This is a genomic window from Streptomyces sp. NPDC043680, assembly GCF_056436685.1.
Genome location: NZ_JBWKCE010000004.1, coordinates 488,419 through 513,500 on the forward strand (window position 1 = coordinate 488,419; position 25,082 = coordinate 513,500).

General features: G+C 74.0%; 22 protein-coding genes. 8 read left to right on the forward strand and 14 right to left on the reverse strand.

Going from position 1 to position 25,082, the window contains the following annotated elements:
- Positions 1–24 precede the first annotated feature (24 nt).
- Positions 25–2,262, reverse strand: coding sequence for an FUSC family protein (locus AC0666_RS11925; RefSeq protein WP_478707525.1), 2,238 nt, complete (start codon positions 2,260–2,262; stop codon positions 25–27).
- Positions 2,263–2,479: 217 nt separating this feature from the next.
- On the opposite strand from AC0666_RS11925, the gene hemC reads away from it, so the two are divergent.
- Entirely contained in the window at positions 2,480–3,418 is a 939-nt protein-coding gene (gene hemC, locus AC0666_RS11930; protein ID WP_478707526.1) for a hydroxymethylbilane synthase, read from the forward strand.
- Positions 3,419–3,443: 25 nt separating this feature from the next.
- Entirely contained in the window at positions 3,444–4,628 is a 1,185-nt protein-coding gene (locus AC0666_RS11935; RefSeq protein ID WP_478707527.1) for a Gfo/Idh/MocA family protein, read from the forward strand.
- Positions 4,629–4,705: 77 nt separating this feature from the next.
- Here the strand turns inward: AC0666_RS11935 and AC0666_RS11940 are convergent, their stop codons facing one another.
- The 6 genes from AC0666_RS11940 to AC0666_RS11965 form a co-directional block, all read right to left on the reverse strand.
- On the reverse strand, positions 4,706–5,320 hold the full coding sequence (locus AC0666_RS11940; protein WP_468963836.1) for a hypothetical protein: 615 nt from the start codon (positions 5,318–5,320) through the stop codon (positions 4,706–4,708).
- A complete protein-coding gene (locus AC0666_RS11945; protein ID WP_478707528.1) occupies positions 5,317–5,598 on the reverse strand; it encodes a hypothetical protein in 282 nt (93 codons plus the stop codon). The genes AC0666_RS11940 and AC0666_RS11945 overlap by 4 nt, the downstream gene beginning before the upstream one ends.
- Positions 5,599–5,687: 89 nt before the next feature.
- The gene (locus AC0666_RS11950) at positions 5,688–6,926 is read right to left on the reverse strand and encodes a cytochrome P450 (RefSeq protein WP_478707529.1); all 1,239 of its coding nucleotides are present in this window, start codon (positions 6,924–6,926) and stop codon (positions 5,688–5,690) included.
- A gap of 24 nt (positions 6,927–6,950) precedes the next feature.
- On the reverse strand, positions 6,951–8,342 hold the full coding sequence (locus tag AC0666_RS11955) for an NAD(P)/FAD-dependent oxidoreductase (protein ID WP_468963839.1): 1,392 nt from the start codon (positions 8,340–8,342) through the stop codon (positions 6,951–6,953).
- The gene (locus tag AC0666_RS11960; RefSeq protein ID WP_468964312.1) at positions 8,335–8,592 is read right to left on the reverse strand and encodes a ferredoxin; all 258 of its coding nucleotides are present in this window, start codon (positions 8,590–8,592) and stop codon (positions 8,335–8,337) included. The genes AC0666_RS11955 and AC0666_RS11960 overlap by 8 nt, the downstream gene beginning before the upstream one ends.
- A 106-nt stretch (positions 8,593–8,698) precedes the next feature.
- Positions 8,699–9,331 carry a hypothetical protein gene (locus AC0666_RS11965; protein ID WP_468963840.1) on the reverse strand — a complete coding sequence of 211 codons (633 nt, stop codon included), beginning with the start codon at positions 9,329–9,331 and terminating at the stop codon, positions 8,699–8,701.
- A 212-nt stretch (positions 9,332–9,543) separates the two neighbouring features.
- Here AC0666_RS11965 and AC0666_RS11970 point away from each other — a divergent pair, with 212 nt between their 5' ends.
- Positions 9,544–11,622 carry a SpoIIE family protein phosphatase gene (locus AC0666_RS11970; protein WP_478707530.1) on the forward strand — a complete coding sequence of 693 codons (2,079 nt, stop codon included), beginning with the start codon at positions 9,544–9,546 and terminating at the stop codon, positions 11,620–11,622.
- A gap of 263 nt (positions 11,623–11,885) precedes the next feature.
- Here the strand turns inward: AC0666_RS11970 and AC0666_RS11975 are convergent, their stop codons facing one another.
- The gene (locus AC0666_RS11975; RefSeq protein WP_478707531.1) at positions 11,886–12,572 is read right to left on the reverse strand and encodes a DUF4230 domain-containing protein; all 687 of its coding nucleotides are present in this window, start codon (positions 12,570–12,572) and stop codon (positions 11,886–11,888) included.
- Positions 12,573–12,701: 129 nt separating this feature from the next.
- Complete coding sequence (locus AC0666_RS11980) at positions 12,702–13,061, reverse strand: hypothetical protein (RefSeq protein ID WP_361718168.1); 360 nt, start codon at positions 13,059–13,061, stop codon at positions 12,702–12,704.
- A gap of 403 nt (positions 13,062–13,464) precedes the next feature.
- On the opposite strand from AC0666_RS11980, the gene AC0666_RS11985 reads away from it, so the two are divergent.
- From AC0666_RS11985 to AC0666_RS11995, 3 genes are read left to right on the forward strand one after another with little or no spacing between them, the layout of a single operon-like run.
- Entirely contained in the window at positions 13,465–14,805 is a 1,341-nt protein-coding gene (locus tag AC0666_RS11985) for a uracil-xanthine permease family protein (protein WP_468964313.1), read from the forward strand.
- A 23-nt stretch (positions 14,806–14,828) separates the two neighbouring features.
- Complete coding sequence (locus AC0666_RS11990) at positions 14,829–16,271, forward strand: amidohydrolase family protein (protein ID WP_478707532.1); 1,443 nt, start codon at positions 14,829–14,831, stop codon at positions 16,269–16,271.
- Complete coding sequence (locus AC0666_RS11995) at positions 16,268–16,978, forward strand: sulfite exporter TauE/SafE family protein (RefSeq protein ID WP_468963844.1); 711 nt, start codon at positions 16,268–16,270, stop codon at positions 16,976–16,978. The genes AC0666_RS11990 and AC0666_RS11995 overlap by 4 nt, the downstream gene beginning before the upstream one ends.
- Here AC0666_RS11995 and AC0666_RS12000 read toward each other — a convergent pair.
- Positions 16,962–18,002: a LacI family DNA-binding transcriptional regulator gene (locus tag AC0666_RS12000; RefSeq protein WP_468578995.1), complete on the reverse strand. Its 1,041-nt coding sequence runs from the start codon at positions 18,000–18,002 to the stop codon at positions 16,962–16,964. The two genes, AC0666_RS11995 and AC0666_RS12000, sit on opposite strands and share 17 nt — an antisense overlap.
- A gap of 149 nt (positions 18,003–18,151) precedes the next feature.
- Between AC0666_RS12000 and AC0666_RS12005 the strand changes: the two genes are divergently transcribed.
- Both AC0666_RS12005 and AC0666_RS12010 read left to right on the forward strand, forming a co-directional pair.
- Positions 18,152–20,302: a PP2C family protein-serine/threonine phosphatase gene (locus tag AC0666_RS12005; protein ID WP_478707533.1), complete on the forward strand. Its 2,151-nt coding sequence runs from the start codon at positions 18,152–18,154 to the stop codon at positions 20,300–20,302.
- An 85-nt stretch (positions 20,303–20,387) separates the two neighbouring features.
- Positions 20,388–20,621, forward strand: a complete 234-nt coding sequence (locus AC0666_RS12010) for a hypothetical protein (RefSeq protein WP_361715662.1) — start codon at positions 20,388–20,390, stop codon at positions 20,619–20,621.
- A gap of 153 nt (positions 20,622–20,774) precedes the next feature.
- Here the strand turns inward: AC0666_RS12010 and AC0666_RS12015 are convergent, their stop codons facing one another.
- The 4 genes from AC0666_RS12015 to AC0666_RS12030 all read right to left on the reverse strand — a co-directional run bounded on the left by AC0666_RS12015 (position 20,775) and on the right by AC0666_RS12030 (position 24,948).
- Complete coding sequence (locus tag AC0666_RS12015; protein ID WP_468963846.1) at positions 20,775–21,332, reverse strand: DUF4232 domain-containing protein; 558 nt, start codon at positions 21,330–21,332, stop codon at positions 20,775–20,777.
- 111 nt (positions 21,333–21,443) lie between these two features.
- Positions 21,444–22,463 (reverse strand): quinone oxidoreductase family protein, encoded by a 1,020-nt coding sequence (locus AC0666_RS12020; RefSeq protein ID WP_468578990.1) that lies wholly within the window; start codon positions 22,461–22,463, stop codon positions 21,444–21,446.
- Between the two features lie 125 nt (positions 22,464–22,588).
- Positions 22,589–23,644 (reverse strand): hypothetical protein, encoded by a 1,056-nt coding sequence (locus AC0666_RS12025; protein ID WP_478707534.1) that lies wholly within the window; start codon positions 23,642–23,644, stop codon positions 22,589–22,591.
- Complete coding sequence (locus AC0666_RS12030; protein WP_468963848.1) at positions 23,641–24,948, reverse strand: FAD-dependent monooxygenase; 1,308 nt, start codon at positions 24,946–24,948, stop codon at positions 23,641–23,643. The genes AC0666_RS12025 and AC0666_RS12030 overlap by 4 nt, the downstream gene beginning before the upstream one ends.
- Positions 24,949–25,082: the final 134 nt, after the last annotated feature.

Genomic DNA, 25,082 nt, shown 5'->3' on the forward strand with positions numbered 1-25,082 from the left:
CCCTCGCGCCGTCTGCTCGCCCTCTCACGGATGCGGCACCCGCACCGGTGGTCCGGCCACGTGCTCCAGGTCCGCGGTCAGCGCGTCGAGCCAGACCAGCGCCGTGAAGAACAGCGGGGGCTCGTCGGCGCCGAAGCCGGCTGCGGGGAACGGCGGCCCCGGCGGGTCCGGCGGCCGGGCGGGCGCGTCGGCTCCGCCGGCGGCGCCCTTCGGCGGGGCGAGCCGTACGGCGGCCCGCCGCATCCCCCGCCCCACGGCGGACCCGTACTCCCGTACCAGCGCAGCCGCCTCCGCGCCCGGCGGCCCCCCGTCGGGGCTTTCCAGGACCCGCCGCGCGCCCCACAGCACGTGGTGCCCCGTCATCAGCACGGCCTGCCAGTCCGGGCCTGGACCGGGCGGCCGCTGGGTCTCGCTCTGGTACTGCGCGTACGCCGTTTCGGCCATGATCAGGGCATGCCGCACCCGCCACTCCCGGCCCTCGAACGCGTCCTGCCCGGCATCGGGCGGCGCGGCGGGGCCCCGCAGGGCGACACCGTCCGTGGTCGCCTCCACGTGATCCCCGCACTCCACCAGCAGACGGGCCGCGGCCCTTCCCAGCTCGTCGTGGGCGCCCCGCGGCCAGGCGAGCAGCCCGCAGACGAAGCCGATCGAGCTGCCGATGAGAACGTCCACGAACCGCACCTCGGCCAGCTGCCACGTGGCGGGTGACAGCTGCGCGAACACCAGCGCGATGACCAGCGTGAACAACGCCTGCGACCAGCCCACCCCGCGCACCGGCCCGATGCAGAACGCAGCCAGCATCAGCGGCGGCAGCACGATCTCGTACACGGTCGTCGCCGTGCCCGCCAGGGTGAGGATGCCGCCCGCCGCGAGCGCGCCCAGGCAGGTCCCGGTCAGCGCGGCGCGCACCGCCGCCCGGGTCTGCACCGCGGTGGTCCGGGTGAGGCTGAGGACGGCCAGCATCGCCCAGAAGCCGTGCGGCAGCGAGCCCAGCGCGGCCACCGTCCGGGCCGCCGCCAACGCCAGACTGATCCGCACCGCGTTCTGGAAGTGGACCGACCGGGGGCCGGCATGCCCGGCGAGCCGGTGCCAGTAGAGCGCGGCCTCGCTCTGCCGCGCGTACCAGAACCGGCCCGTCGGGTGGTCCGCCTCCGCCTCGGCCTCCGCCACCGCGGTCCGGCCCCGCACGGTGATGTCGGCCGCCGTGCGCAACGCCAGCGCCGCGTCCGCGACCTCCAGCAGCAGGGCCTGCCGCCGCCGGACCCCCGCCACCGGGACGGGCACCGCCTCCGCGAGGTCGGCGCGCCGCCGCCGCAGCCCCTCCGCCCCGGCGGGGCGACCGCCGTCCCGCAGCGCCCGGGCCACCGCGTCTGCCGTCGCCTGCACCGCCCGTACGAGCTCCAGGCCGGGCGGCGCCGGGGACCGCCCGGCCGGGGGCGGCGGCAGGTCGCGCAGCCGGCGCAGCAGGGTACGGGCGGCCAGCCCGGCGTGGGCCAGGGCGCGCTCGCGCAGCCCGGGCCCGGCCGGCCTCTCGGCCTCCGGCACCCGCGAGGACCGCAACGCCTCTCCCGCCGCCGAGGACTGCGCCGCGAGCGCCCCGGAGACGACGTGCGGCAGACAGGCCTGCGCGGCGGCGAGCCGGGCTGCCGTCGCCGCGGCACCGGCGGTCCGCTCCCGGTACGTCGGCACCGGCGGGTCGGGCAGCAGGTACCGCTCGGCGGCGAGCAGCAGCAGCGCACCGGCGGCGGTGCCCGCCAGCCGGTCGCCCAGGGTCTGCGGGGCGTACGGCGGGAAGCACGGCAGGATGTACATCAGCTGGAGTCCCGGGACGGCGCCGGCCGTTCGGGGCCCGGCCGCCGACGAGAAGGCCAGACAGAAACCGATGACCAGCATCCCCGCCACGGCGGCCCAGTCCCGTACCGCCAGCCAGGTGCCGACCAGCACCAGGAGGCAGGCCGCGGGCAGCGCCCTGCCGATGACGGCGGCCCGCTGCCGGCCGGTGCCCGGGATCCGGGACAGCCCGCCCAGCGAGACGGCCGCGAACAGCGCGTAGGTGGCACTGACCGGCCGGTCCAGCCCGTACAGGAAGCCGTAGAAGCCGGTGCACGCGGCGAGGGTCAGGCGTACCGCCCGGCGCGCGGCCGACGGCCACGGACCGGTCCCGGTCCGCAGCTCCTGCGCGGTCCGCGACAGCGCCGGCACCCGCCCGGCATCCGGACCGGCCCGGTCGCCGCCTGCACCACCCCTGGGTTCCGTGGCCATCCGGCACCGCCTGCCCGTTCGCGGTCCCCGGTTCCCAGCGTGCCAGGGCCGGCCTGCCGCGTCACTTCGGCCCCGCGGGGGACGGCGCGGACCGGGTTCTCCGCGGGACCCGACCCCGCCCGAGACCGCCCCGATCCCAACAGACTGTCGGAAACCGCACGGTTGTCGGCCCACTAGGCTTGACCAACGACCTTCGCCGTACGAGGAGTTGGCAGGCATGGGTGATGTGTTCGTCGTCGGGTCCCGGGCCAGCGCGCTCGCGAAGCAGCAGGTCAGGGAGTGGCTTGAGCAGATCCGGCCCGCGTTCCCCGAGGTGGTCTTCAAACGGCTGCTGATCACCGAGGGCGGCGACCGCGACCGGACCACCTCCACCCTCGCCGAGGTCGCCAAGACGTCCGGCGGTTCCGCGTTCTCCTCCGACCAGGAACACGCCCTGGTGACGGGCGCGGCCGACATCATCGTGCACTCCTTGAAGGACCTCCCCACCCGCGTCGCCGACGGCACGGTGCTGCTGACCACCCCGGGTCCGCGCCAGGACGTACGGGACGTGCTGTGCGGCGCCACGCTGGACGAACTGCCCGGAGGGGCCGTCGTCGGCACCGGCGCGCCCCGCCGGATCGCCCAGCTCCTGCACCTGCGGCCCGACCTGGAAGTCGTCCCGATCCGCGGCAACGTACCGACCCGGATCAAGCACGTCGGACGCGCGGGCGTGCATGCCGTGGTGCTCGCGGCCGCCGGTCTGAACCGGCTGGCCATGACACCCCCCGCGCACCAGCGGCAGATCCTCGACCCGTCCGTGTTCCTTCCGTCCCCGGGTCAGGGGGCGCTGGGCATCCAGGTCCGCGCCGATTCGCCGGCCGCCCGACTGCTCGCCGCGACGGGCGACACCGAAGTGGACGCCTGCGTACGGGCAGAGCGCGCCCTGCTCGCCGAACTGCACGGCGGCTGCTCGGTCCCCGTGGGAGCCTGGGGCCGCATCGGCTCCGACGGCCGGCTGCACCTGTCCGCCGCCGTCACCTCGCTGGACGGGGCCGTCCAGGTCACCGCGGAGGGCGCGGGGCCCGTGGACGCTCCGGAGAAGGTGGGGGCCTCGGTGGCCGCGGACCTTCTCGAACAGGGCGCGGCGGAGGTGCTGGCCGCCATCAGGAAGTCCTGAGCACCCGAGTCGGGGGAGACGGTTGATGCGGGACGTACGGATCGGAGTCCTCGGCTACGGCCTGCGCGGCAGCCTCGCCCGCGTCGCCCACCGCCCCGGTCGCGGTGCGGCCGTGACCGCCGTCGCGGACCCCGACCCGCGGGCCCGTGCGCTCGCCGCCACCGCCTTCCCCGGCGCCCGGACCTGCGCGGACCACCGCGAGGTCGTCGACGCCCCCGATGTGGACGCCGTGCTCGTCCTGACCCCGGACCACACGCACGCAGAGGTGGCCTGCCCCGCGCTCGCAGCCGGCAAGCCCGTCTTCGTCGAAAAGCCCCTCGACATCTCGGTGGAGCACTGTGACCGGATCCTGCGGACCGCGTACGAGACCGGCACCCGCCTCTACGTGGGGCACAACATGCGCCACATGCCGGTGGTCCGCCTGATGCGCCGACTGATCGCGCAGGGCGCCGTCGGACAGGTCAAGACGGTGTGGATCCGCCACTTCGTCGGCTACGGCGGCGACTGGTACTTCAAGGACTGGCACGCCGAGCGCCGGTACACCAACGGCCTCCTGCTCCAGAAGGCCGCGCACGACATCGACGTACTGCACTGGCTGGCGGGCTCGTACGCCCAGGACGTGCAGGCCCTCGGCGACCTCATGGTCTACGGCGACAACCCGCACCGCCGCGCCCCGGGCGAACCCAAGGCCCAGGACTGGTACACCGAGACGGGCCACTGGCCGCCGCACACGCAGCGCGACCTGAACCCGGTGATCGACGTCGAGGACGTGTCCCTGATCAACCTCCGCCTGGGCAGCGGAGTCCTCGCCGCCTACCAGCAGTGCCACTTCACCCCCGACTACTGGCGCAACTACACGGTCATCGGTGACGCCGGACGGCTGGAGAACTTCGGCGACGGTCCGGGGAGCGAGGTGCGCGTGTGGAACACCCGGCGCTCGGCGTACCGGGCCGAGCCGGATGCCACGCACACGGTCGCGCAGGTCCGGGAGCCGGGCGGGCACGGCGGCGCGGACCCGCTGCTGGTCGACGAGTTCCTGCGCTTCGTCCGCGAGGGCGGGACGACGGACACCTCACCGGTCGCCGCGCGGATGGCCGTCGCCGCGGGATGCGGGGCGACGGAGTCACTGCGCGACGGAGGGACCCCGCGGAGGATCCCCCCGCTCGACCCCCGCCTGAGCGCCTACTTCGACGACGGCCAGCGCCGCTAGGCCCGCCAGTCGCTGGGCCCGCCAGGGCGTCCGCGCGCCGTGTGTCGGCGCCGAGGGCGGGCATCGCGAACTGCCCGTCAGCGTCCTTGCTCAGGAGCCGCCTTGGACGCGCCGAGGGGGCGCTTGTAGTACCGCCAGGGGAACCAGCCGGCACCGACGGGGATCCAGCCCTCCACCTCCATCCGCCGGTGCCGGCCGCCGGAGGCGAGCGTCACCCGGCAGTGCTCCCAGGGGTGGTCGGACGCCTCCACCTCGTGGAAGAGCGGACCGTACCCGACGAGGTGCCAGCCATCCCGGCCGGCCTCCGCCAGGGCGGCCATCTCGGTGAACGCGGACACCGGACTGAGGATGCGGCGCTCGGCCGCGCCCGCGCCGCCGGCGGCCGGTCCGGCTGCGGTGGCGTCCGCGGCCTTGCCCGCGAACCGCTGCTGGGCGGCCTGGCGGCTCACTCCCAGGACGCGACCGACGGTGTCCCAGCTGTGCCCGGCGGCCCGGGCCCCCTGGACGGCCTCGCGCAACAGCCGGCTCGCCTCCTCGGCGCCGACCCGGGAGGCATCCACCAGGCGCAGGTATCCGTCGGCGTCGTGCTCCAGCGACTCGGCCAGCCCCTCGGGGGCGCCGAGTACGGCGGCGGCGATGCCCTCCCGGATGCGGACGGCCTCCTGCGGGCCGAGCAGCGGCTCGCCGCTCATCGCCGTACGCCGGGGAGGGGCTCCAGCGCGTCGAGTACGTCCGCGTCGCGGCGCGCCCGGTCGGCCGTACGGGCGGCGGCGCGGGTGGTCAGGGCGGCCGTGGTGGCGATCAGCCCGAGTTCCACCGCGACGAGCGCCGCCCAGGCGGCCGTGCCCAACCGGTCGGCGAACAGCGCCGTCAGGGCGGGCAGGATCGCGGTCAACGGGATCAGCGCGACGTACGAATGGTCGGCAGGGGAGGCGTCCTCGGGGGACGCCTTCAAGTTCAAGATCGGCATGCGTCAAGGAAACCTTGACATGATCGCGTTGTCAAGGATTCCTTGACGACGGCGCCGCGGCCCGCAGCTCGCCGCCTGCGGCCTGCGGCTCAGCTGCGGATGCCGTCGCAGGCGATCCGCAGATGGCGCGGCCCGCGCAGCACCGCGTTCTGCCGGTACGGAGGCGGGTCCTCCAGCAGGCACGGGTTCTCCAGGCGGCGCGCCAGCTCGCTCAGGGCCGTCTGCGCCTCCAGGCGGGCCAGCGGCGCGCCGAAGCAGCTGTGGATGCCGCTGCCGAGCCCCAGGTGCTGGACGTCCTTGCGGTACGGGTCGAAGCGGTCCGGATCCGCGAAGCGCCGCGGGTCGCGGTTGCCGGAGGCGAGGATCAGCCACATCGACGAGCCCTTGGGAATGGTGACCCCGTCGACCTCGATGTCGACGAGGGGAGTGCGCTGCGGCAGCAGCTGCACCGGCGGCTCGAACCGCAGCAGCTCCTCCACCAGCGGCACCGCGAGCCCCGGGGTCTCGCGCAGCCGACGCAGCACGTCCGGATTGCGCAGCAGGGTGAGCATCCCGTTCGTGATGAGGTTGACGGTGGTCTCATGACCCGCGATCAGCAGCAGGGCGGCGGTGCTGAGGAGCTCCATGGTGCTCATCGCCCCCTCCGGACCCTTCCCGGTGGCCAGTTGGGAGAGCATGTCCTCGCCGGGGTTCTTGCGCCGCTCCTCGATCAGCCCGGCCAGGTACATGCCCAGTTCCATCCGGGCGTCGTGGGTGGTCTTCTGCCGCTCGTTCGGGTCGGCGTCGGGATCGGGGTCGAGGCTCGCCGCGAGCGTGTCGGCCCAGACGTGGAAGCGCGCCTCGTCCTCCCGCGGAACGCCCAGCAGCCGGCAGATCATGGTGACGGGGAACGGGTAGGAGAACTGGTCGACCAGGTCGATCTCCGAGGGATCCCCGAGGTTGTCGATGAGGCCGGACACGATGGTCTTCAGGTCCCCGCGCATCCCGTCGATCCGGTGCGGTGCGTGCGGGGGGCCGAACGGCCGGTTCGTCATCCGCCGGAGCCGGTCGTGCTCGGGCGGGTCCAGCTTCAGGAAGCTCGGCGGCAGCGCCGCGGCCTCCTCCTCGGACTCCTCGGCCAGCGGATCCTTCGCCGTCGCCGCCAGGTTGCGGGAGTCCGAGCTCAGCCGCGGGTCGTGCAGCAGGCTCTGGATCTCGTAGTAGGTGCTGATGACGTACGGCCCGTTCCCGTCGTGGTACACCGGGGTCTTGCGCAGTTCCTCGTACAGGGGATAGGGGTTCGCGCGGTTGGCGTAGTTCAGGATCTCGCTCAGGATGCCTTGCGTCATGCGGGCCCTCCGAGGACGTGCGGGTCAGTGCCCGGCGGGGGTGAACGTCATCCGCCGGTCTGCCGGCGAATATCCGCTGAGGGTGACGGTCGGCCCGTGCGTGGGCACGGACGGGTCGGGGAAGTCGGCAGGCATCGGCTGCTGCCCTTCGGAGCGCCGGTCGACCGTGGGGAACGGCGGCGGGAAGGGCGCGGTCCGCTCGATCTGCTGCTCGTAGAACTGCAGCCACCGCGCGTTGTCGAAGGTGACCGCCCCGATGACGCGGCCCTGGTACCCGTACACCCCGGTGAAGCGGCGTTCGGCCCGCGAACCCTGGGTGATCATGATCTCCGTCCCCATCGGCGGCACGCCGACGGACTTGATGTTCACCCCGAACTGGGACGACCAGAAGGCCGGAACCCAGATGTGCGGGCGCCGTTCGACGCTCTCGCTGAGCATGTTGTGCGCAGCCGTCTCCGCCTGGGAGACGGCGTTGCCCCAGTGCTCCAGGGACAGGAACTGGTAGCCGAACAGCGGGTGCGGGGAGCGTGCCACGTCGCCCGCCACGTAGATGTCGTCGGTGACGATGCCCCGGATGTCGAACGCCCGGCAGCCCGCGTCGCAGGCGATACCGCGCGGACCGGCACCGAGGCCGGAGCCCAGCAGCCATTCGGTGTTGCGCTGCGCGCCCAGGGACACGACGACCACGTCGCACTCCAGCGTGGTGCCGTCGGAGAGGTGCGCGGCCCGGACCCGCCCGGTCGAGTCGCCCTCCAGCCCCGTGACCATGACCCCGGTCCGCAGGTCGACGCCGTGCTCGCGGTGCAGCTCGGCGGCGACGGCTCCGATCACCCCGCCCAGTGCGCCGACGAGCGGAGCGTCGCCCCGTTCCGCGACGGTGACCTCCAGCCCGCGCTCCCGGCACGCGGAGGCGATCTCGGAGCCGGTGAATCCGGCGCCGATCACCAGCACCCGGCGCGGCCCGGCGTCCAGCCGCCGGGCCAGAGCCGCGCCGTCGTCGCGGGTCCGCAGGACGAAGACGCCGTCGAGCTCCCCCTCGGCCTCGTTCGGCCAGCGCCGGGCCCGTACGCCCGTGGCGATCAGCAGCCGGTCGTACGGAACCTCGTCGCCGTCGGCCAACTTCACCGTACGGGCCGTCATGTCGAGCCCGCTGGCCGCAACCCCGAGCCGCCAGTCGGCGTCGAGGGCCAGCCGCCGGGGGAGGGCGGTGTGGTCGGCGCCGGCCTTGCCCAGCAGGACCTGCTTGGACAGGGGCGGGCGGTCGTACGGCTCGTACGGCTCGTCGCCGATCATGGTCAGCGAGCCCTTGAAGCCCTTCTCCCGCATGGTCTCGGCGGCGCGCAGCCCGGCCAGCGAGGCCCCCACGACGACGATCCGGCCCTCGCGCTTGAGCTGCTCCAGGCTTCCGTCAGGCACGGGACGCCCCCGGGGTGGGGGCGGTGGCAGCGGCCCCTGCCCCGGCCTGGGCGCCCAGGTCGATCTCGTCCACCATGATCGCCTGGACGGGGCAGGCGGCGGCGGCCTGGGCCACGCGTTCGCGCTGGGCCGCCTCGGCCTGGGGATCGTAGAGGAGTCCCTCGTCCCCGTGCATCGCGAAGACGTCGGGTGCGAGGAACGCGCACTGCGCGTATCCCTGGCACCGGTTCAGGTCGACGACAAGCCTCAACAAGGTGCGGTCCTTTCGGTGGCCCCCTCGACTCCCGGACCATCGTGCGCGGCACAGGCCGGGGCGGCCTGTCCGCCCGGGCCATCGGAGTGACGGCGGCGCGTTCTCAGGCGGAGCGGCGGGCCGCCCGCAGGATGTACAGGCTGATGACGAGGGCCCAGGCCGGGAAGACCAGCTCGGACCACGGCAGGGAGGAGCCCACCACCAGCAGGGCGAGGCCGGCCACGATCCCGGCGAGGCTGATGGGGCGCGGGAAGACGCCCATCCTGCGTCCGATGGTGGAGGTCGCGAAGACGAAGACGGCGGCCATCCGCAACCCGTACGTCGTGAGCAGCCCGTACGCGAAGTGCCGACCGAACGCCTGCGGCTGGTCGGAGCCCAGGACGCTCCCGGCGGCCGCCGCGGCGCCGAAGAGGCAGGCGACGAAGACCAGCCCGCTGCCCAGGAAGGCGGTGGTGACGAACCGGTCCTCCTTCTCACCGGTGTGCGCGCGCAGCGCACCCATGAACCACAGGAAGGCGATCCCGGCGAACGGCACGAGCTCCACCGCCGTGGCCACAGCGTTCCGCTGGCCCTGGTCCATGTCCAGGGTGTCGCCGCCGGCCCCGGAGGGCAGCCCGATCCGTACCAGCACGATGGCCGCCGCCAACAGGAGGGCGAAGACGATCCCCGCCAGTCCTGCGGCCCGCGGGGTCTCCAGGCTCTGCTGCCGGGAGGTCCCCGGTGGTCGCTGTCTCATCCGTCCAGCAAGCCGGGCCCGTGGCCCGTCGGCCAACGGGCACACCCGGCCGGGTGAGGCGATCCGCCCGCCCGGCCCCGCGGGCGCGGGCGGGGGCGGCTCCCGTCCCTGATGCCGGGGCGGCCGACCGGTGCCCATACTGATCGGGAGGGGGAAAGGTGCGACGGGTCGCGCGAGCAGCCCGTGGCGGCGACGGTGCGGAAGTGCGGCGGATGGAGCAGGTGCCCTTCGATGACGTGACCACGAGCGCGGCACGGGACGCGGGGGGATGGCTGGGCGCCCTGCCCGTCGCGGTCGTGGCCACGAGCGCCGACGGGCTGATCGTCCGCTGGGACCATGCCGCGGAAGACCTGCTGGGCTACCCTCCGCACGACGTACTCGGCCGCCACATCGCCGAGCTGCTCCACCCCGGCGCGGACCGGACCCTCGGCCGGTCGCTGTGGGAGGGCGCGGCCACCGGGCGCGGCGTGATGGGCACGGTGACCGCCTGGCACAGCGAGGGCCGCCCCCTGGAACTGGAGATCTGGGCCTGCCCGGTCCCGGCCCGCCACCGGGGCGGTACGACGGTCCTGGTGTTCGCCGTGGACGCGCAGGCGGCCCGGCGCATCCGCGGCTCCTCGGCGGTGTGGGACGGGCTGTTCTCCCGTTCCCCGGTCGGCATCGCCGTCCTGGACACCCAGCTCCGGTTCCTGCGCGTCAACCCGGCCTTGGAGGCGATGAACGGTCTGCCGCAGGCGGCCCACGTGGGGCGCCGCCTGGTGGAGATCCTGCCGGACGTCAACGGCGCCGACATGGAGCGTGCGATGCGCCGGGTCCTGGCCACCGGGGAGCCGATCCTGGACTACCGCCGCACCGGCCGCACCCCGGCCGACCCGGAGCACGACCACGTGTGGTCGGGGTCGTACGTACGGTTGGAGGACGCCGAGCGGCGCCCCATCGGCCTGACCGCCACCTTGATCGACATCACCGCCCAGGAACAGGCCCAGCTGGAAGCCGAAGCCGGCCGCCGCCACCTGGCCCTGGTCAACGAGGCCAATGCCAAGATCGGTACCAGCCTGGACATGGAGCGCACCGCCCAGGAGCTGGCCGACCTCGCCGTGCCCGACCTCGCGGACGCGGTCACCGTCGACGTCCTCGACAGCCTGGCCGGCGGTGGCGACCTCGGCGGCGGCCTGGTCGGCGGTGCCGCACTGCGCCGCCTGGGGAAGGCGCCCCTGACCGGTTCGCAGATCACTGCCACCCTCGCCCCGCTGGGCCGCACCCTGACCTTCCCCCCGAACGCCCCCTACACCCAGGCCCTCGTCGCCCTCCGCCCCTTCGTCATCGAGGAGCTCGACGAGCAGGCGATCGCCCCGGCCGCCCGCCATTCGGCGACCCCGCAACGGCTGTTGGAGCAGGGGGTGCACTCCTTCATGATGACCCCGCTGCTCGCGCGCGGTGTCGTCCTCGGGCTGGCGACCTTCTACCGCACCCGACCCGTCGGCCCGTTCACCCCCGACGAGGTGTCCCTGGCCGGGGAACTGGCCTCCAGGGCGGCGGTGTGCGTGGACAACGCCCGCCTCTACAACCGCGAGCACGACACCGCCACCGTCCTGCAACGCAGCATGCTGCCCCAGCACATCACCGCGCCGCCGGGCATCGAAATCGCCCACCGCTACCTGCCCGCCAGCGACGTCAACGAGGTCGGGGGCGACTGGTACGACGTCACCGCCCTGGGCGGCGGCCGCGTCGCCCTCGCCATCGGCGACGTGATGGGCCACGGCACCGCGGCCGCGGCGGTGATGGGGCGGCTCTCCGCCAGCGTGAGGGCGCTCGCCCGCCTCGACCTCGCCCCGGAAGACCTGCTGTTCCAGCTGGAGGCGGCGCTGGAGGACCTGGCCGAACCGATGCTCGCCACCTTCCTCTACATCGTGGTCGACCCGGCGACCGGCCACTGCCGCGTCACCCGCGCCGGCCACCCCCCGCCGGTGAGCGTCGCCCCGGACGGCACAGTCCGCGTCCTGGACGTGCCGCCCGGCCTGCCGCTGGGCGTCGGCGGCGGCACCGGCTTCACCACCACCGAACTCACCCTCGCCCCCGGCAGCCTGCTCGTGCTGTACACCGACGGCCTGATCGAGGCCCGGGGCGCGGACATCGACGAGCGCCTCGGCGAACTGACCGATCTGCTCGCCCAGCCCGTCCGCTCCCTCGACGGACTCTGCGACAGCCTCCTCACCCACCTCGTCCCGGCCGCGGCCGACGACGACATAGCCCTGCTCATCGCGTCGGTCAACCCCCGTGGAACCGCCTGACGCCCTGCGGGCCGGATGCCGGATTCACCAGGGTGGGAGCAGGATCCGGGGACGGGGGAGCACGGATGTCCCCGTGGAACGGGATCGGCCACCGAGTGGTTCGTCGTGGCCCACATGCCGGTCGTCCCGCTGGGCCGGCACCACCTGGTGGTCGGCCGTACGACCTACACCCCGGGCGCGGCCGCCGGCGGCACCTCGACGACGGTCACTCTGTCCAGGCGCCGGCGCGGACTGCCTCAGGGGTGAGGGGCGGACCTCCCGGCTCAGCCGTAGCTGACCGTCACCTGCCGGAAGCCGAGGCTGCGCAGCAGCCGGTCGAGCATGGCCGTGGTGTTTTCCTCGGCGCGCGCCGCGAGGCCGCTGTCGCGGGCCGCTTCGCCGATGTGCTGCGCGGCCAGCCGTTGTACGGCCTGTTCTCCGGCGGGGTTGTCGGAGAAGAGGTCGCCGAGCCGGTCCAGCAGGCCGCGCTGCTTCGACACGGCGTACGAGCGCTCCGGGTCGAGGGCGGCGGGGCCGAGCACCGCATGCGGGAGCCTGATCACGGCCTCGGTGCGGTCCGCGTTCACGGTCAGGCTCTGCTCGCCCAGCCCACCCATGTCGACGTAGCCGCTGACCGTGCCGGCGCCGACGTACAGGGTGCGGGTCCCGCGGATCGCGTCCGGCAGGAAGGCCGCGTCCTTCTCCAGGTCGACGACCACCTGGAAGTTGCCGACGGCGCCCTCGTAACGGTGCATGTCCTGGATCGACTTGAGCAGTGCGGGACCGGAGCGGTCGCGGGTGGTGTCCCCACCGAACAGGTCCCCGAACCCGGGGATCAGGCTGAAGCGGGCGACGAGGACGAACAGCGCCACCAGGGCCGCCAGGACGGCGGCCACCCGCCCCCACCACGGAACCCCGCCCCGGCGCCGCGCGGCTGCCGACGGGTCAGAAGAACGCGAAGAGGTGTCCATGCCCCGCGCTTACCCCGCCCAGCGAGGGTCCAGCTGCGCGGCAGGCTCCGGGCGCCGGCGCGACGACAGCGGTGAGGGCCGGGCCGGCGGTGCCGGGCCGGCCCTCGCGGTCCGGGTCGAGGGGGTGGTTCAGTGGTCGGAGTAGCTGAAGTCGCCCATGGTCCAGGCGCTGACGTCCTCGATGGCCACGCGGTACATGCCGCCGGTCTCCGGGATCCCGACGGTGCCCTGCAGGATCCTCGCGACGTGGAAGTGCAGATGCGTGGGCGGCCGGCCCTTGCTCGGGGAGGCGCTGAAGATGCCGGAGAACTCGCCCAGCCGGGCCGAGTCCGTCAGCACCTCTGACACGCGTTGCCGCCACACGGCTTCGGGAGCCAGCCGGCCGGTGATGACAGCACCTCCGGCGACTACGGTCAGGGACATCTGGTTGCTCTGCCCGGACTCCACGAGCGCGGCGATGTCAACGAGCAGTTCGTCAGGCTTCGACATGGAAGCCAAGTCTATTCACCCGCCGCCGCCACTCCGCCCCGGCCCGCGTCAACCCGTCGACGAAAAAGGGCCCGTCGGCGCCGACCCGTCCCGCGGGGCCTCGGCAGCATCCGTAAGCGGACGGACAACACGCCCGCTTGCCAGGTCTATTGACGTGCCTCATGGGCCCTTACATACTGGCGGCCAAATCGATTTGGCCCCGCTGTTGCGGCCCCCGTCCCGGGCCGTGCCGTGGCCATATCCGGAACGAGCTGAACGGAGCTCGCACGTGCCCTGGTCCCGTCCCGTGTCCCGCCGTTCGTCCCCGCCGGCGCCCCACCCGGCGCCGGCCGAAGCCGATCCCCTCGCCGTACCGGCCCCGGCCGGTTCCCGCCCCGCACCGGCCGAAGCCGAGCTCCACCCCGTGGACCAGGCCCGTCCGCTGGGCAGGATCCTCCTCTTCGGCATCCAGCACGTCCTGGTGATGGCCGCGACCCCCATCTCGGCGATCTTCCTGATGAGCGCGACGCTCAAGCTCGATCCCCGGCTGACGGTCAACCTGCTCTCCGCGGCTTTCGTCCTCTCGGGGATCGGTTCGCTGATCCAGTCCCTCGGCCCCTGGAAGTTCGGCCCGCGGCTGCCGTTCGTCATGCTGCCCGGCGGCGCGCCGCTGATCCTGTTCCTGGCCATCGCCGAACAGCACGGGCTGCGCACCGCGACCGGAGCCGTGATCCTCACGGCCGCCTTCTACTTCGTGGTGCTGCCGGTCTTCTCCCGTCTGCTCGTCTTCTTCCCCGCCCTCGTCATCGGCACGATGATCGTCATCGTCGGCGTCAACCTCGTGAAGGTCGGAGCGGTCCTCGTCACAGGCCGACCGGGGGAGCCGGGCTTCGCGGATCCCGCGCACCTCGCGCTGGGCCTGGCGACGATCGGCTTCACCGTCGCCTTCTACCGGCTGTTCACCGGAATCCTGCGCCAGCTCGCCGTGATGCTCGGTCTCGTCGCCGGTACGGCCCTCGCCTTCGCCCTCGGCTCGGTCGACCTCGGCCGGGCAGCCCACGGCCCGCTGCTGAACGCCCCCCAGCTCCTGCCCTTCGGCTCCCCCCAGTTCAACCTGGCGGCCGCGCTGCCCCTGATGCTCTACAGCATCGCCTCGATGGCGGAGGCGACGGGCCAGACCGTCATCAACGCCGAGGCGGTGGGCAAGCAGATCGACCGGCGCACCGACGTGCCCAAGACCATCCGGGGAGACGCCGCGGCCTCCCTCATCGGCGGCTTCTTCGGGCTGCCCCTGATGGTGACCAGCGGGGAGAACATCGGCATCGTCCGCGTGACCGGGGTACGCAGCCGCTACGTCACCGCCGCGGCCGGAGCCGTGCTGATCCTCATCGGCTTCCTGGCACCCGTCACCCGGGTGATCGCGGTGGTGCCCTCGGCGGTCGTCGGCGGTACCGCCATGGTCGTCTTCGCCGTGATCACGGTGCTCGGGATCCAGATGCTGGGCCGCGCCGACCTCGACCGGCACACCAACACCTTCGTCTGCGCCGTCGCCCTCGCGCTCGGACTGCTTCCGATCCTGGTCCCGGGTGTGTACGCGGGCTTCCCGTCGGGCGTACGGATCCTCCTCGAAAGCGGCGTCGCCGTCGGGGCGTTCACCGCGGCACTGCTCAACGTCCTGTTCCGGCACACGCGCCCGGGCCCGGCTCCCAAGGCGAGGCCCGTACCCGAGCCGGCGACGGCCGACGCCCGGCCCGCGCACTCGTGACCCCCTCCAGCGGAAAGAGAAACATGAGCAACACCCTGTCCCCGGCCCTCCTGCGGGGAACCGGCCCGCGGCTGTACGTACCCGAGGTGGTGATCACACCCGAGGGGGCCCTCGACGCCCATGCCGTCGTCGTGGCCGACGGCTCCTTCGCCGCGGTCGGCCCCGCCGAGGAGCTGGAACGCCGAAACCCCCGGCTGACGCCCGTACGACTGCCCGGCCACGCCCTGATGCCCGGCTTCGTCGACGCCCACCACCACCTGACCCAGAGCTTCGGGGCGGCGCTGGCCTTCGGTGAACCCTCGGAGATATTCCGCCGGGTGTGGGCGCCCCTGGAGACCGCGCTGGACGAGGAGTCCGCCTACGTGGCGGCGAAGCTGGCGGCGCTGGAGGCACTGCGCGGCGGGTTCACCACCGTCGCCGACGCCGGGACCCGGGCCGTGGTGGACGCGGAGGCCGTGGCATCCGCCGCACGCGACGCCGGCATCCGCTGCGTGCTCTCCCTCCTTTGCAACGACGTCGCCGCCCCGGAGCAGGCCACGGGCGCCGGACGCCCCGGTGCACCGGGCGGCGACGTCCTCGCGGCGGCCGAGAAGCACCTGGCCCGTTACACCGCCGACGACCTGGTCCATCCCTCCCTCGCGATCTCCGTCCCCGAGGCCGCGACGGACCGCACCCTGCACGCCACCGCCCGCTTGGCTGCGGAAGCGGACGCGGTCGTCCAGATCCATGTCAACGAGCATCTCGTCGCCGTCGAACGCTCCCTGGTACGGCACGGACTACGCCCCCTGGAACACCTGCACCGCGTGGGCGCCCTGGGCCCCCGGTTGCTGGCCGCGCACGCCACCCTCCTGACCCCCGGCGAGCTCACCCTGCTCGCCGACACCGGGACCGCCGTCAGCTACAACCCGGTGGCGAGCGCCTGGAAGGGCAACGCCGTCGCCCCGGCGGCCCTCATGGCGGAGCGCGGCATCCGCTTCGGGCTGGGGACCGACGGAACGCGCGGTGACGCCTTCCGGCTGGTCGACGCGGCCGAGACTGCACAGCGCCTGGCCTACGGCCTCGCCTCCGGCGACTCCTCCTGCGGGGCCGGCTGGACCTGGCTGGAGCACGCCTCCCGAGGCGGGGCCGACGCCCTCGGCCTCGCCGACCGCACGGGCACCGTCAGCGAAGGCACCGCCGCCGATTTCCTGCTGGTCGACATCACCACGCCGGAGCTGCGGTTGTCGTGGGACCTGCCCTGGGAGCTGGTCCGGCGCGGCAACCGGGACCAGATCAGCGCCGTGTTCGTCGCGGGCCGCCTGCGGCTGTGGCAGGGGTGGCCGCCCGACTGGGACGGCCCGGCCCTGGTGGAGCGGGCGGCCGAACTCGCCCGCTCCGTCGTGGGGCGGGCCGCAGTGACCCGTACGCATCCCACCTCCGCCGCTGCCCGCGCGGACCGCCGCATCGGGCGGAGCGTGGCACGGTGACCACGCAGACCCTGGTGGTCCTGGCGGTGACGGTCGCGGTGGCGGCATTCGTCCAGGGCGCCGGCGGACTCGGGTTCGCGCTGATCGTCGCCCCGGTGGCGGGCCTGCTGGACCCGGCCCTCATGCCGGTGTTCGTCCTCGCGTCGATGATCCCGCTCAACGCGTACCTCGCCTGGCGCGAGCGGGCCAGCCTCGACCTGCGCGGGGCCGGCTGGATCACCGGGGCCCGGCTGGCGGCCACCCCGGGCGGGCTCCTGCTGCTGTGGGCGATTCCCGCGGGGCGGTTCGGCCTCTTCGTCGGGGCGGCCACCGTTCTGGCGGCGCTGGTGAGCCTGGCCGCCCCGGCCTTCATGCCCTCCCGCGGGGCGTACGTGGGTGCGGGCCTGGTGACCGGGCTGACCGAGACCGCGACCGGGGTCGGCGGGCCGCCGCTCGCCCTGGTCTACCAGCACCGCCCGGCCGCCGAGCTGCGGGCCACGGTCGCCGTGTGCTTCCTCGTCGGCGAAGTGGCCTCGCTCGCCCTGCTGTTCGCGACGGGACAGGCGGCCCCGGCCCAGCTGGGCCAGGCCGTGCTGCTGCTGCCGGCCCTGGCCGCCGGCGCCTGGCTCAGCCGGCTGGTGCACCACCGGTTCGACGCGCGCCGGACACGGCTGTTCGTCCTGGTCTTCGCCCTGGTGTCCGGGGCGGTGCTCATGCTGGGTCCGTGACCCGCAGGGACGAGGCGCGGGGGACGAGGCGGGGCTCGGGCGCCGCGGCCGCGGCCGCGCCGCCCGAGCCCCGCAGCCGGCCGAGCAGCAGTTCAACGGCTTCGGACGCCGCACGGTCCAGGTGCAGGTCGACGGAGGTCAGCGGCGGCTGGCAGGTCCGCGCCCGCAGCCCGTCGTACCGCGTGACCACCAGGACGTCCTGCGGGATCCGCCGGCCGCTGTCGAGGATCGCCCGGACGGCCCCCACCGCGAAGGTGTCCACGAGGGCGCAGACGGCGTCGATCCCGGGGTGCTCGGCCAGCAGGGCGGCGCAGCTGTCGTACCCGGCCTGCTCACCGCCCTCCTCCGGGGCGCTCGCCACCAGCGGGGCCCAGCCGTGCCGGGCCGCGGCGCGCTCGAAGACGTCCCGCGCGTCGACGCCGGAATGGCGGGACCCGGCCCCGACGATCAGTGCCGGCCGGCGCGCCCCCTGCTCGCGCAGGTGGGCGAGCAGCAGTTCGGCGACCTGGACCCCGCGCAGGTCCACGTACGGGGCCTCGTCCCCCGGCGCCACCGGGCGCCCCAGCGCCACATAGGGGAGCCCCCGCTCACGCAGCTGTGCGATCGCCACGTCGTCCGTCTCGGGCTCCACCACGATCGCGCCGTCGATGTCCACCGAGTACAGCGGTGAGCCGGACCGGACAGGCGGTACGAGGACCAGCGCGTAGCCGTGCATCAGGGCGCGCTCGGCCGCCGCGGCGGCCACCTCCATGTAGAAGCCGAGCCGGGAAGGGCCGCCCGCGACGGCGAACGGCATCGACGACGCCAGGGCGATGGCCTTCGCCTCCCCCCGCCGCAGCCGCTGCGCACGCAGATTGGGCCGGTACCCGAGCTCGGCGGCGATCGCCTTGATGCGCTCCCGGGTCCGGGGGTCGACCTTCCCGATCCCGTTCAGGGCGTGCGAGACGGTGGTCCGCGACACGGAGGCGGCGTGGGCCACATCGGCGATCGTCGGCGGCCGGGCGCCGGAACCGGAAGCGGACATCTACGACAACGCTCCTCGCACTGCAACGGGAAGGACCCCCGCATCTTCGCCGACCACCCGCCCCCGCCGGAAGGGGCCCCGGGCAGGCCGAGGCTCGCCGGACCCGGCAGGTCCAGCGGGGAGGGCACAGGTGGGGACACCATGGTGGCGTGCAGAACGTTCCGGGGCGCGAGCAGGGGGCAGGGCAGCAGGCGCTGGGGGAGGCGCTGGTGCGGGGGTGCGGCGAGGCCGGCGCGTCCATCGGCATGCTCTACCTGCCCGGCCCCCCGGAGGACGTCCTCCATCTGGCCCTGGCCACCGGACTGTCCCACGACTTCGCCGCCCCCTGGTCCCGCGTCGGACTGAACGATCCCATTCCGGTCGCCGACGCGGTCCGTGACCAGCGCCTCGTCTGGCTGAGCGGGCAGGAGGACACCGCGGCCCGCTACCCGCGCCTGGGTCTGGTCCTGCCCTACGACTTCGCGCTCGCGGCCGCTCCCGTGCCCGCGGACCCGGCCGAGCGCCCGGTACGGTCCGGGGCGGGCATCGTCCTGCTGTGGCCCGGCTCGCACGGCCCCGAGCTCGGCGCACGCGAACGGCAGGCGCTGGCGGCCCTCGGCCGGGCCCTCGGCCGCATCCTGCGCCGGGCCGCGGACGACGGGCAGCCGGTCGAGCCGGCGGCGCGGCCCGTCATCCTGCGCCCGCTGCCTCCGCCCACCCCCGGGCCGGTGGAGGCGGCCGCCGCCCTGGCCTTCATCCGGCGCCTGCCCGGGGGCAACTGCGCCCTGGACCTGAACGGAAAGATCATCTTCATCACCCCGGAAGCGGCCGAACTCCTCGGCGCCTCCGTGTCCCACCTGCGCGGAGCCCTGCCCTGGGAAGCACTTCCCTGGATGGACACCCCCACCATCGAGGACCACTACCGGAGTGCGGCCATCAGCCGCCTGCCCCGGAGCTTCACCGCCGCGCACCCCAGCGGCCGGCACCTGCACTTCGCGCTGTACCCCGACGACACGGGCATCAGCGTCCGCATCACCCCGACCACGCACGCCGCTCCCGCACCCGTCCACCCGCCGTCATCGCCGAGCAGGGCCACGGCCCTCTACCAGCTCATGCACCTGGCGGCCGCCCTCACCGAGACGGCCCATGCGCAAGACGTCGTGGACAAGGCCGCCGACCAGCTCGTACCCGCTCTGGGGGCCGAGGCCATGGCCCTGCTGATGGTGGAGGAGCACCGCCTGCGGATCGTCGGATTCCGCGGCTACACCGCCGAACTCATGGCCCGGTACGACGGGGCGCCGCTCACCACCGTCAACGCCACCACCGAGGTCCTGCGGACCGGCACCCCCCTGTTCTTCGCCAACCAGGACGAATTCCTCGCCGCCTATCCGGAGGCGGTGATCCGGGACGGGATGTCCGCATGGACGTTCCTGCCGCTGATCGCCTCCAACCGCCCCGTGGGCTCCCTCGTCCTCGGCTACTCGCGCCCCCATCCCTTCGCCCCCGGCGAGCGCGCCGTCCTGAGCTCCATCGCGGGGCTCATCGCCCAGGCCCTGGACCGCGCCCGCCTCTACGACTCCACGCACCAGCTCGCCCACAGCCTGCAGACCGGTCTCCTCCCGCACAAGCTGCCCCGCGTCGGCCACCTGGACGTCGCGGCCCGCTACCTGCCCGCGGCACACGGCCTGGACATCGGAGGGGACTTCTACGACCTGATCCGCATCGACGACACCACCGTCGCCGCCACCATCGGCGACGTCCAAGGACACAACGTCACCGCGGCCGCCCTCATGGGGCAGGTCCGCACCGCCGTCCACGCCACCGCCGGGGCACCTCCCGCAGAGGTCCTGGCCCGCACCAACCGGCTGCTGACCGACCTCGAACCGGGGCTCTTCACGAGCTGCCTGTACGCGCACATCGACCTCGCGCGGCGGACCGCCCACCTGGCGTCCGCCGGCCACCCGCCACCGGTGCTGCGCCGCCCCGGCGGCGCCGCAGCGATGCTGGACCTGCCGCCCGGCCTGCTCCTGGGAATCGACCCCGGCGCCGCCTACACCGCCGTCGAAATCCCCTTCACCCCCGCCACGCTCCTCGCCTTCTACACCGACGGCCTCGTCGAAGTCCCCGGCGTGGACCTTGAAGACTCCATCCGCGCCGTGGCCGACCGCATCGGCCGGGCCGGGGAGGACGAGCCCCTCGACGCGCTGGCCGACGACCTCATCCGCCACTCCCGGCGGAGCGCGCCCCGCACCGACGACATCGCCCTGCTCCTGCTGCGCTCGCAACCGCCACCCGACCCGCCCGGCCCCCCGGGAGCGTGAACGGCCGCGGCCGCCGGGCAGCGGGGTCGCGTGTCATTGCGGAGCATGGAACCGAGCACGGCGTCGTGCAGTGAGGAGCCTGGTGATGACTGAGTCTGGAGCCGGCGGTACCTATTCGCGGGTGGTCGTGTCCCCCGTCTATCCGGGCAGCCCGCCGTTTCGCATCGTGCAGGTCCGCGGCGACGTGCTCGGCCGGGCCCACGACGTGATCGACGTGGTCCGGCTGCTCATCTCCATCGGCATCGCCCACCCCGATCTCGACGACCCGGCGGTCATCCGGTGGGAGGGCGGGGACAAGTACACCTGGGCCGTGAGCTGACCGCGGAGTGCCGCGCACCGGCGGTCACCGCCCGACCGCCCCGACCGCACCGCCCGACCGCACCGCCCCGCCCGCACCGCCCGGCCGACACCGCCCGGCCGACACGGCCGGTCGGACGGGCGTGGCCGGGCGGGGAGCAGGGCGGAGCCGGCGTCAGGAACCGCTCGCGCGGAAGGCCGTGGCACGGACGCTGTTGCCGCAGAGCGCGAACTCGCCCCCGTCATCGGGCGCCAGCTGGTACCGCGTGCCCGCAACGCCCACCACGAGCGTGGGGGCGACGGTCGGGGTGGCGCCGGAGACGCAGTACCCGTCCGCCTCACCGAGAACCGGCGTGAAGGAGAGCTGCGTCGAGGCCCGGCCGCCCACCGCCAGCCGCACCGGCGCCGCGTTCCCCTGGCGGACGACGTTGAGGGGCCGGTTCTTGGCAGGTGAGCCCAGACCCGCGAGGGCCACGGTGGGGAAGCCCGTCAGCACGCACGGCTTTCGGCCCTTGTTGACCACCGTGATCACCACCTGGCTCACCACCGTCCGGTGGGCAGCGGTCGCGACGGCCTGGTTTCCCGTACACGGGGCGGCCGGGGCCCGCAGCGAGGGGCTCCCCGCTGCGGCGGCCCCCGAACCGGCGCCCGTCAGCATCCCTCCCGTCACGAGGCCCGCCACCAGCAGCACGGACGAAAGCTTGGTCAGAGCACTTCTCGGTGTGCAGTTCATGGACGGCCCTCCACGGTCGACGGCGCCCCGAGCCCTCGTCCCAGGCTCGCACCAACCCGCCTCATCGGCCTCCGCGAGGCGTTGACCTGCGAGGACCCGCCACCGACCGGGTCAGGGGCGGGCCGGTTCACGGTCACTGAGGGCTTCGGCCGCCCCGGGGTCGTCGTCGCCTCCCCCGGGGACGAACACGATCCGGGAGCCCGAGCGCACCGCCGATCCCCAGGCACCTTCCACATCGGCCAACGCCGTCCGCACGACCTCCGTGGTCGGCGTCAACGCGGGCAGCCGGGCGAGGAGTTCACGCAGGGCGGCATTGCGCCGTGCGCCCGAGATCGAGCCGAGGCCGCTTCCGCTGACGAGCACGTCCGCCTTGCGCAGCCAGGCCGACGGCAGGGTCATGTCGGGCCCGGCCGCGGAGCCCACCTGCACCCACCGAAGGGTCCGGGTGAGATCGGTACGCCGGCGGAGGATTCCGTCGACCGCCAGCTGTGCGGGCCGGTCCCACAAGTAGTCCAGCACGATGTCGGCGTCGCCCGCCGCCGCGCCGAAGGCCGTGGCGACCTCCTCGTCGGAGCCGTCCAGCGCCACCGTCCGGTGTGCGCCCAGCCGCGTCACGGCCTCCAGGCCCTGCGGATCCCGGCCGGCCGCCACCACGTGGCCGGCGCCCAGGTCCAGCGCCAGCTGCACCGCGGCCCGGCCGGCGTTCCCCGTGGCGCCGAGGACCAGGACCGACTCTCCCGTACGCAGCCGGGCCCGCTCCCGCAGGGCGATCCAGGCGGAGGACGCGGGGTTCATGGCCGACGCGACAGCGACCGGATCGAGCCCCTCCGGTACGGGCATGAGCGCGGCACGCGGCACGGCGATCCGCTCGGCCATCGTTCCGTGCGGAGGTTCCGCCCCCGGCACGTAGACCAGCTTGCCCTCCGGGGTCCGGCCCACCCCGTCGAACCCGGGGATCAGCGGCAGCGCGTCACCCCCCGTGTAGTGGCCGCCCGACGCGAAGGAGCGGACCAGCGGGTACAGCGCGGCCGCCAGCATCTCCACGACCACCTCGTCGGCCGCCGGGACGGGCTCGGGCACGGACTCGTAGCGGGGCGGATCTCCCAGGGCGTGGACCACGGCTGCGTACACGAACTACCCCCAAATGGGTGAAAGACGGCGTGACGGACAGCCCGATTGTGACGGCTGCCACCGGGCGCGGCGGCTGCGCCACGCGGGTGGAGCGGCGTCCGCACCCCCGCCGGGGCCGGCAACCCTCACCGGCCGGCGGCAACCAGGGGCCGGGCCCCGGCCGAGGGCACGAAGTCCGTCAGGGAGACGGTGTAGTCGCCCTGGTCGGGCCGGTAGGCCGTGCAGTACCGGGTGGGGTACCAGCCGGGCGTCCGCCATGCGGCCGGCTGCGGAACCGGTTCGCAGGTGCGGTGCCCGGCCGCGGTGCGATGCCGTTCGAGGAACGCCTTCGTGAGCATGGGCTCGATGAAGACGAGTTCGCCCGCGTACGCGCCGTAGATGAGGGTCTGGCCGCTGAGCGTGCCGGTGGACGGAGGGCGGCTGTCCAGGTGCGCGCCCATGGCGCCTTCGGCGGTCTGCGGGCTGCTCGCGGGGTAACCCGCCGGCAGGTAGGCGTCCGGGACGGGCTTCGCGGCCGCGGCCAGTTGGTCGCAGGCGATGAGCAGGGCGCAGCTCCCGGTCTTGATCCCCGCCCGGACCTGCTGGGGAACGAGGTAGAAGTGCACGTCGAAGTGGGGGACGTCGTAGCGGCCGTGCGGATTGTGGCCGTACGGGTTCCAGTTGAAAAGCGCCCACTGGAAGGGGAGTTCGGGCCCTGTTGAGGGGGGTGGGGCGGCGGGCAGGGCGAGTTCGCGGCTGTGGCCGCCGACGCATTCGTGGACGGGGTCGCGGCTCCCGTCGGCATCGGCGTCGAAGCAGTGCTTGCCGTCGGTGGGTGAGGTGGGCAGCCCGGTGAGGGCCGAGGCGGTGAGCGAGATCCCCAACTCCTCGGGCTTCCCACCCACGTACGTGCTGTACGCCCTGATCGTGCCCTTGCCGAGTCCGGCGGCGGGGCCGTACAGGGAGCAGGCCGCAACGCCGGTCCCGTCCCGGCAGGTCGCGGTCCGCAGCGCGGAGCCGGAGCGCGGCGAGGTGTCCGGCGGCTGTACGAGGGACGGCAGCAGGGCCGCGACCAGGGCGGCCGAGGCCAGTGCGACGGCGGCGGCCGGACGCCTGCGGGGGATGCGGAAGACGTGCGTGCCGTTCATGCCGTTCATACGGTTCATACGGTTGAAGCTGTTCATGCCGTTCGTGCCCTTCATGCCGGGCTCCACGAGGAACGTGCGTTCAGCGCTTCGGCGTCCACTCCCGTCACCTGGCGGGTACAGGACCGGATACCGGCCAGCCTGTCGTCCGGCAGCACGTGGCGGATGTCGGTGAAGCCGTGGGGTGCGAGGGCCTCCACCTGGCGGAGCACCGGGTCGGGCTCCAGTCGGCGGTGCGCCGCGAGCAGACGCGTGGTCTGCGGACGTCGGGCCGCCTCGTACCGCGCCAGGGCCTCGTCCACCCCGTGGCGGGCGAGCTCGTACGCCAGCACCCGGCCGTCGACGATGGCCTGCGAGGCGCCGTTGGAACCGGTCGGGTACAGGGGGTGGGCCGCGTCGCCGAGCAGGACCGCGCGCCCGTCCGTCCAGGAGGGGAGGGGGTTGCGGTCGATCATCGGGTACTGCCCGATCCTGGGTGCACCGGCGACGACGGCGTGGAGGTCGAGGAACTCGCAGCGCCAGCCCTCCAGGTGCGCCAGCACCTCCTGCGGCGGTACGGCGCAGTCGGGTTCGCCGCCGTCGCGCGGGCCGTTCGGGACGACCGCCGTGCCCTCGGCCCCCTCGACACGGCTTTCCACCACCCAGTTGAGCAGGCACCGGTCGTCCGCGCCGGGTCGGGTGACCGGATAGACCACCGCCTTCACCCGGGCATTGCAGCCGACGATGACCATCGTGCTGCCGTCGAGGAAGGGAAGCCCCTCGGTCAACCCCCGCCACATGCGGATCCCGTTCCACAGCGGCGGTCCCTCGTGCGGGTACATCGCCGCCCGTACGGCCGAGTTGATGCCGTCCGCGCCGACGAGCAGGTCGCAGGTGAACGGACCGTCCCGTCCGGCCGTGTACGCCGTCACGGTGGGCCGGCCGCGCCCGCGGTGCTGCTCGTAGCGGACCAGCCGGCATCCGGTGACGACCGCCTCGGGGCCGAGCCGGTCCCGTACCGCCGCCAGGAGCAGCTCCTGCAGGTGCGCCCGGTGCACCGAATACTGCGGCCAGTTGTAGCCGGCGGCGCGCCCGCGCGGCTCCGACCAGATCAGGCCGCCGTAGCGGTGGTGGTACTCCAGCGCGGAAGTGGCCACGGCGGTCCCGTCGAGCGCCTCGGCCAAGCCGAGCTCGCTCAGCTCCCGCACCGCGGCGGGCTGCAGATTGATCCCCGCACCGACCGCACGCAGCTGCGGGCAGGACTCCACGATCCGTACGTCGTCCAGTCCGGCCGCGTGAAGACTCAAAGCCGTGGTCAACCCGCCGATTCCGGCACCGGCGATCAGGATGCGCGGAGGATTCCTTCTGCCGTACGGGGACATGCTCTGCCCTCCTGGAAAGACCCCTCCACAAAAATGCGGCTGTTCACCCGGGAGCACAACCCCAGCGGCGCCGAGGCCCCGCGCACGGGGCGGCGGTTGTTCACCCGATCAGGCTACGGCCGAGTGCACCCTCA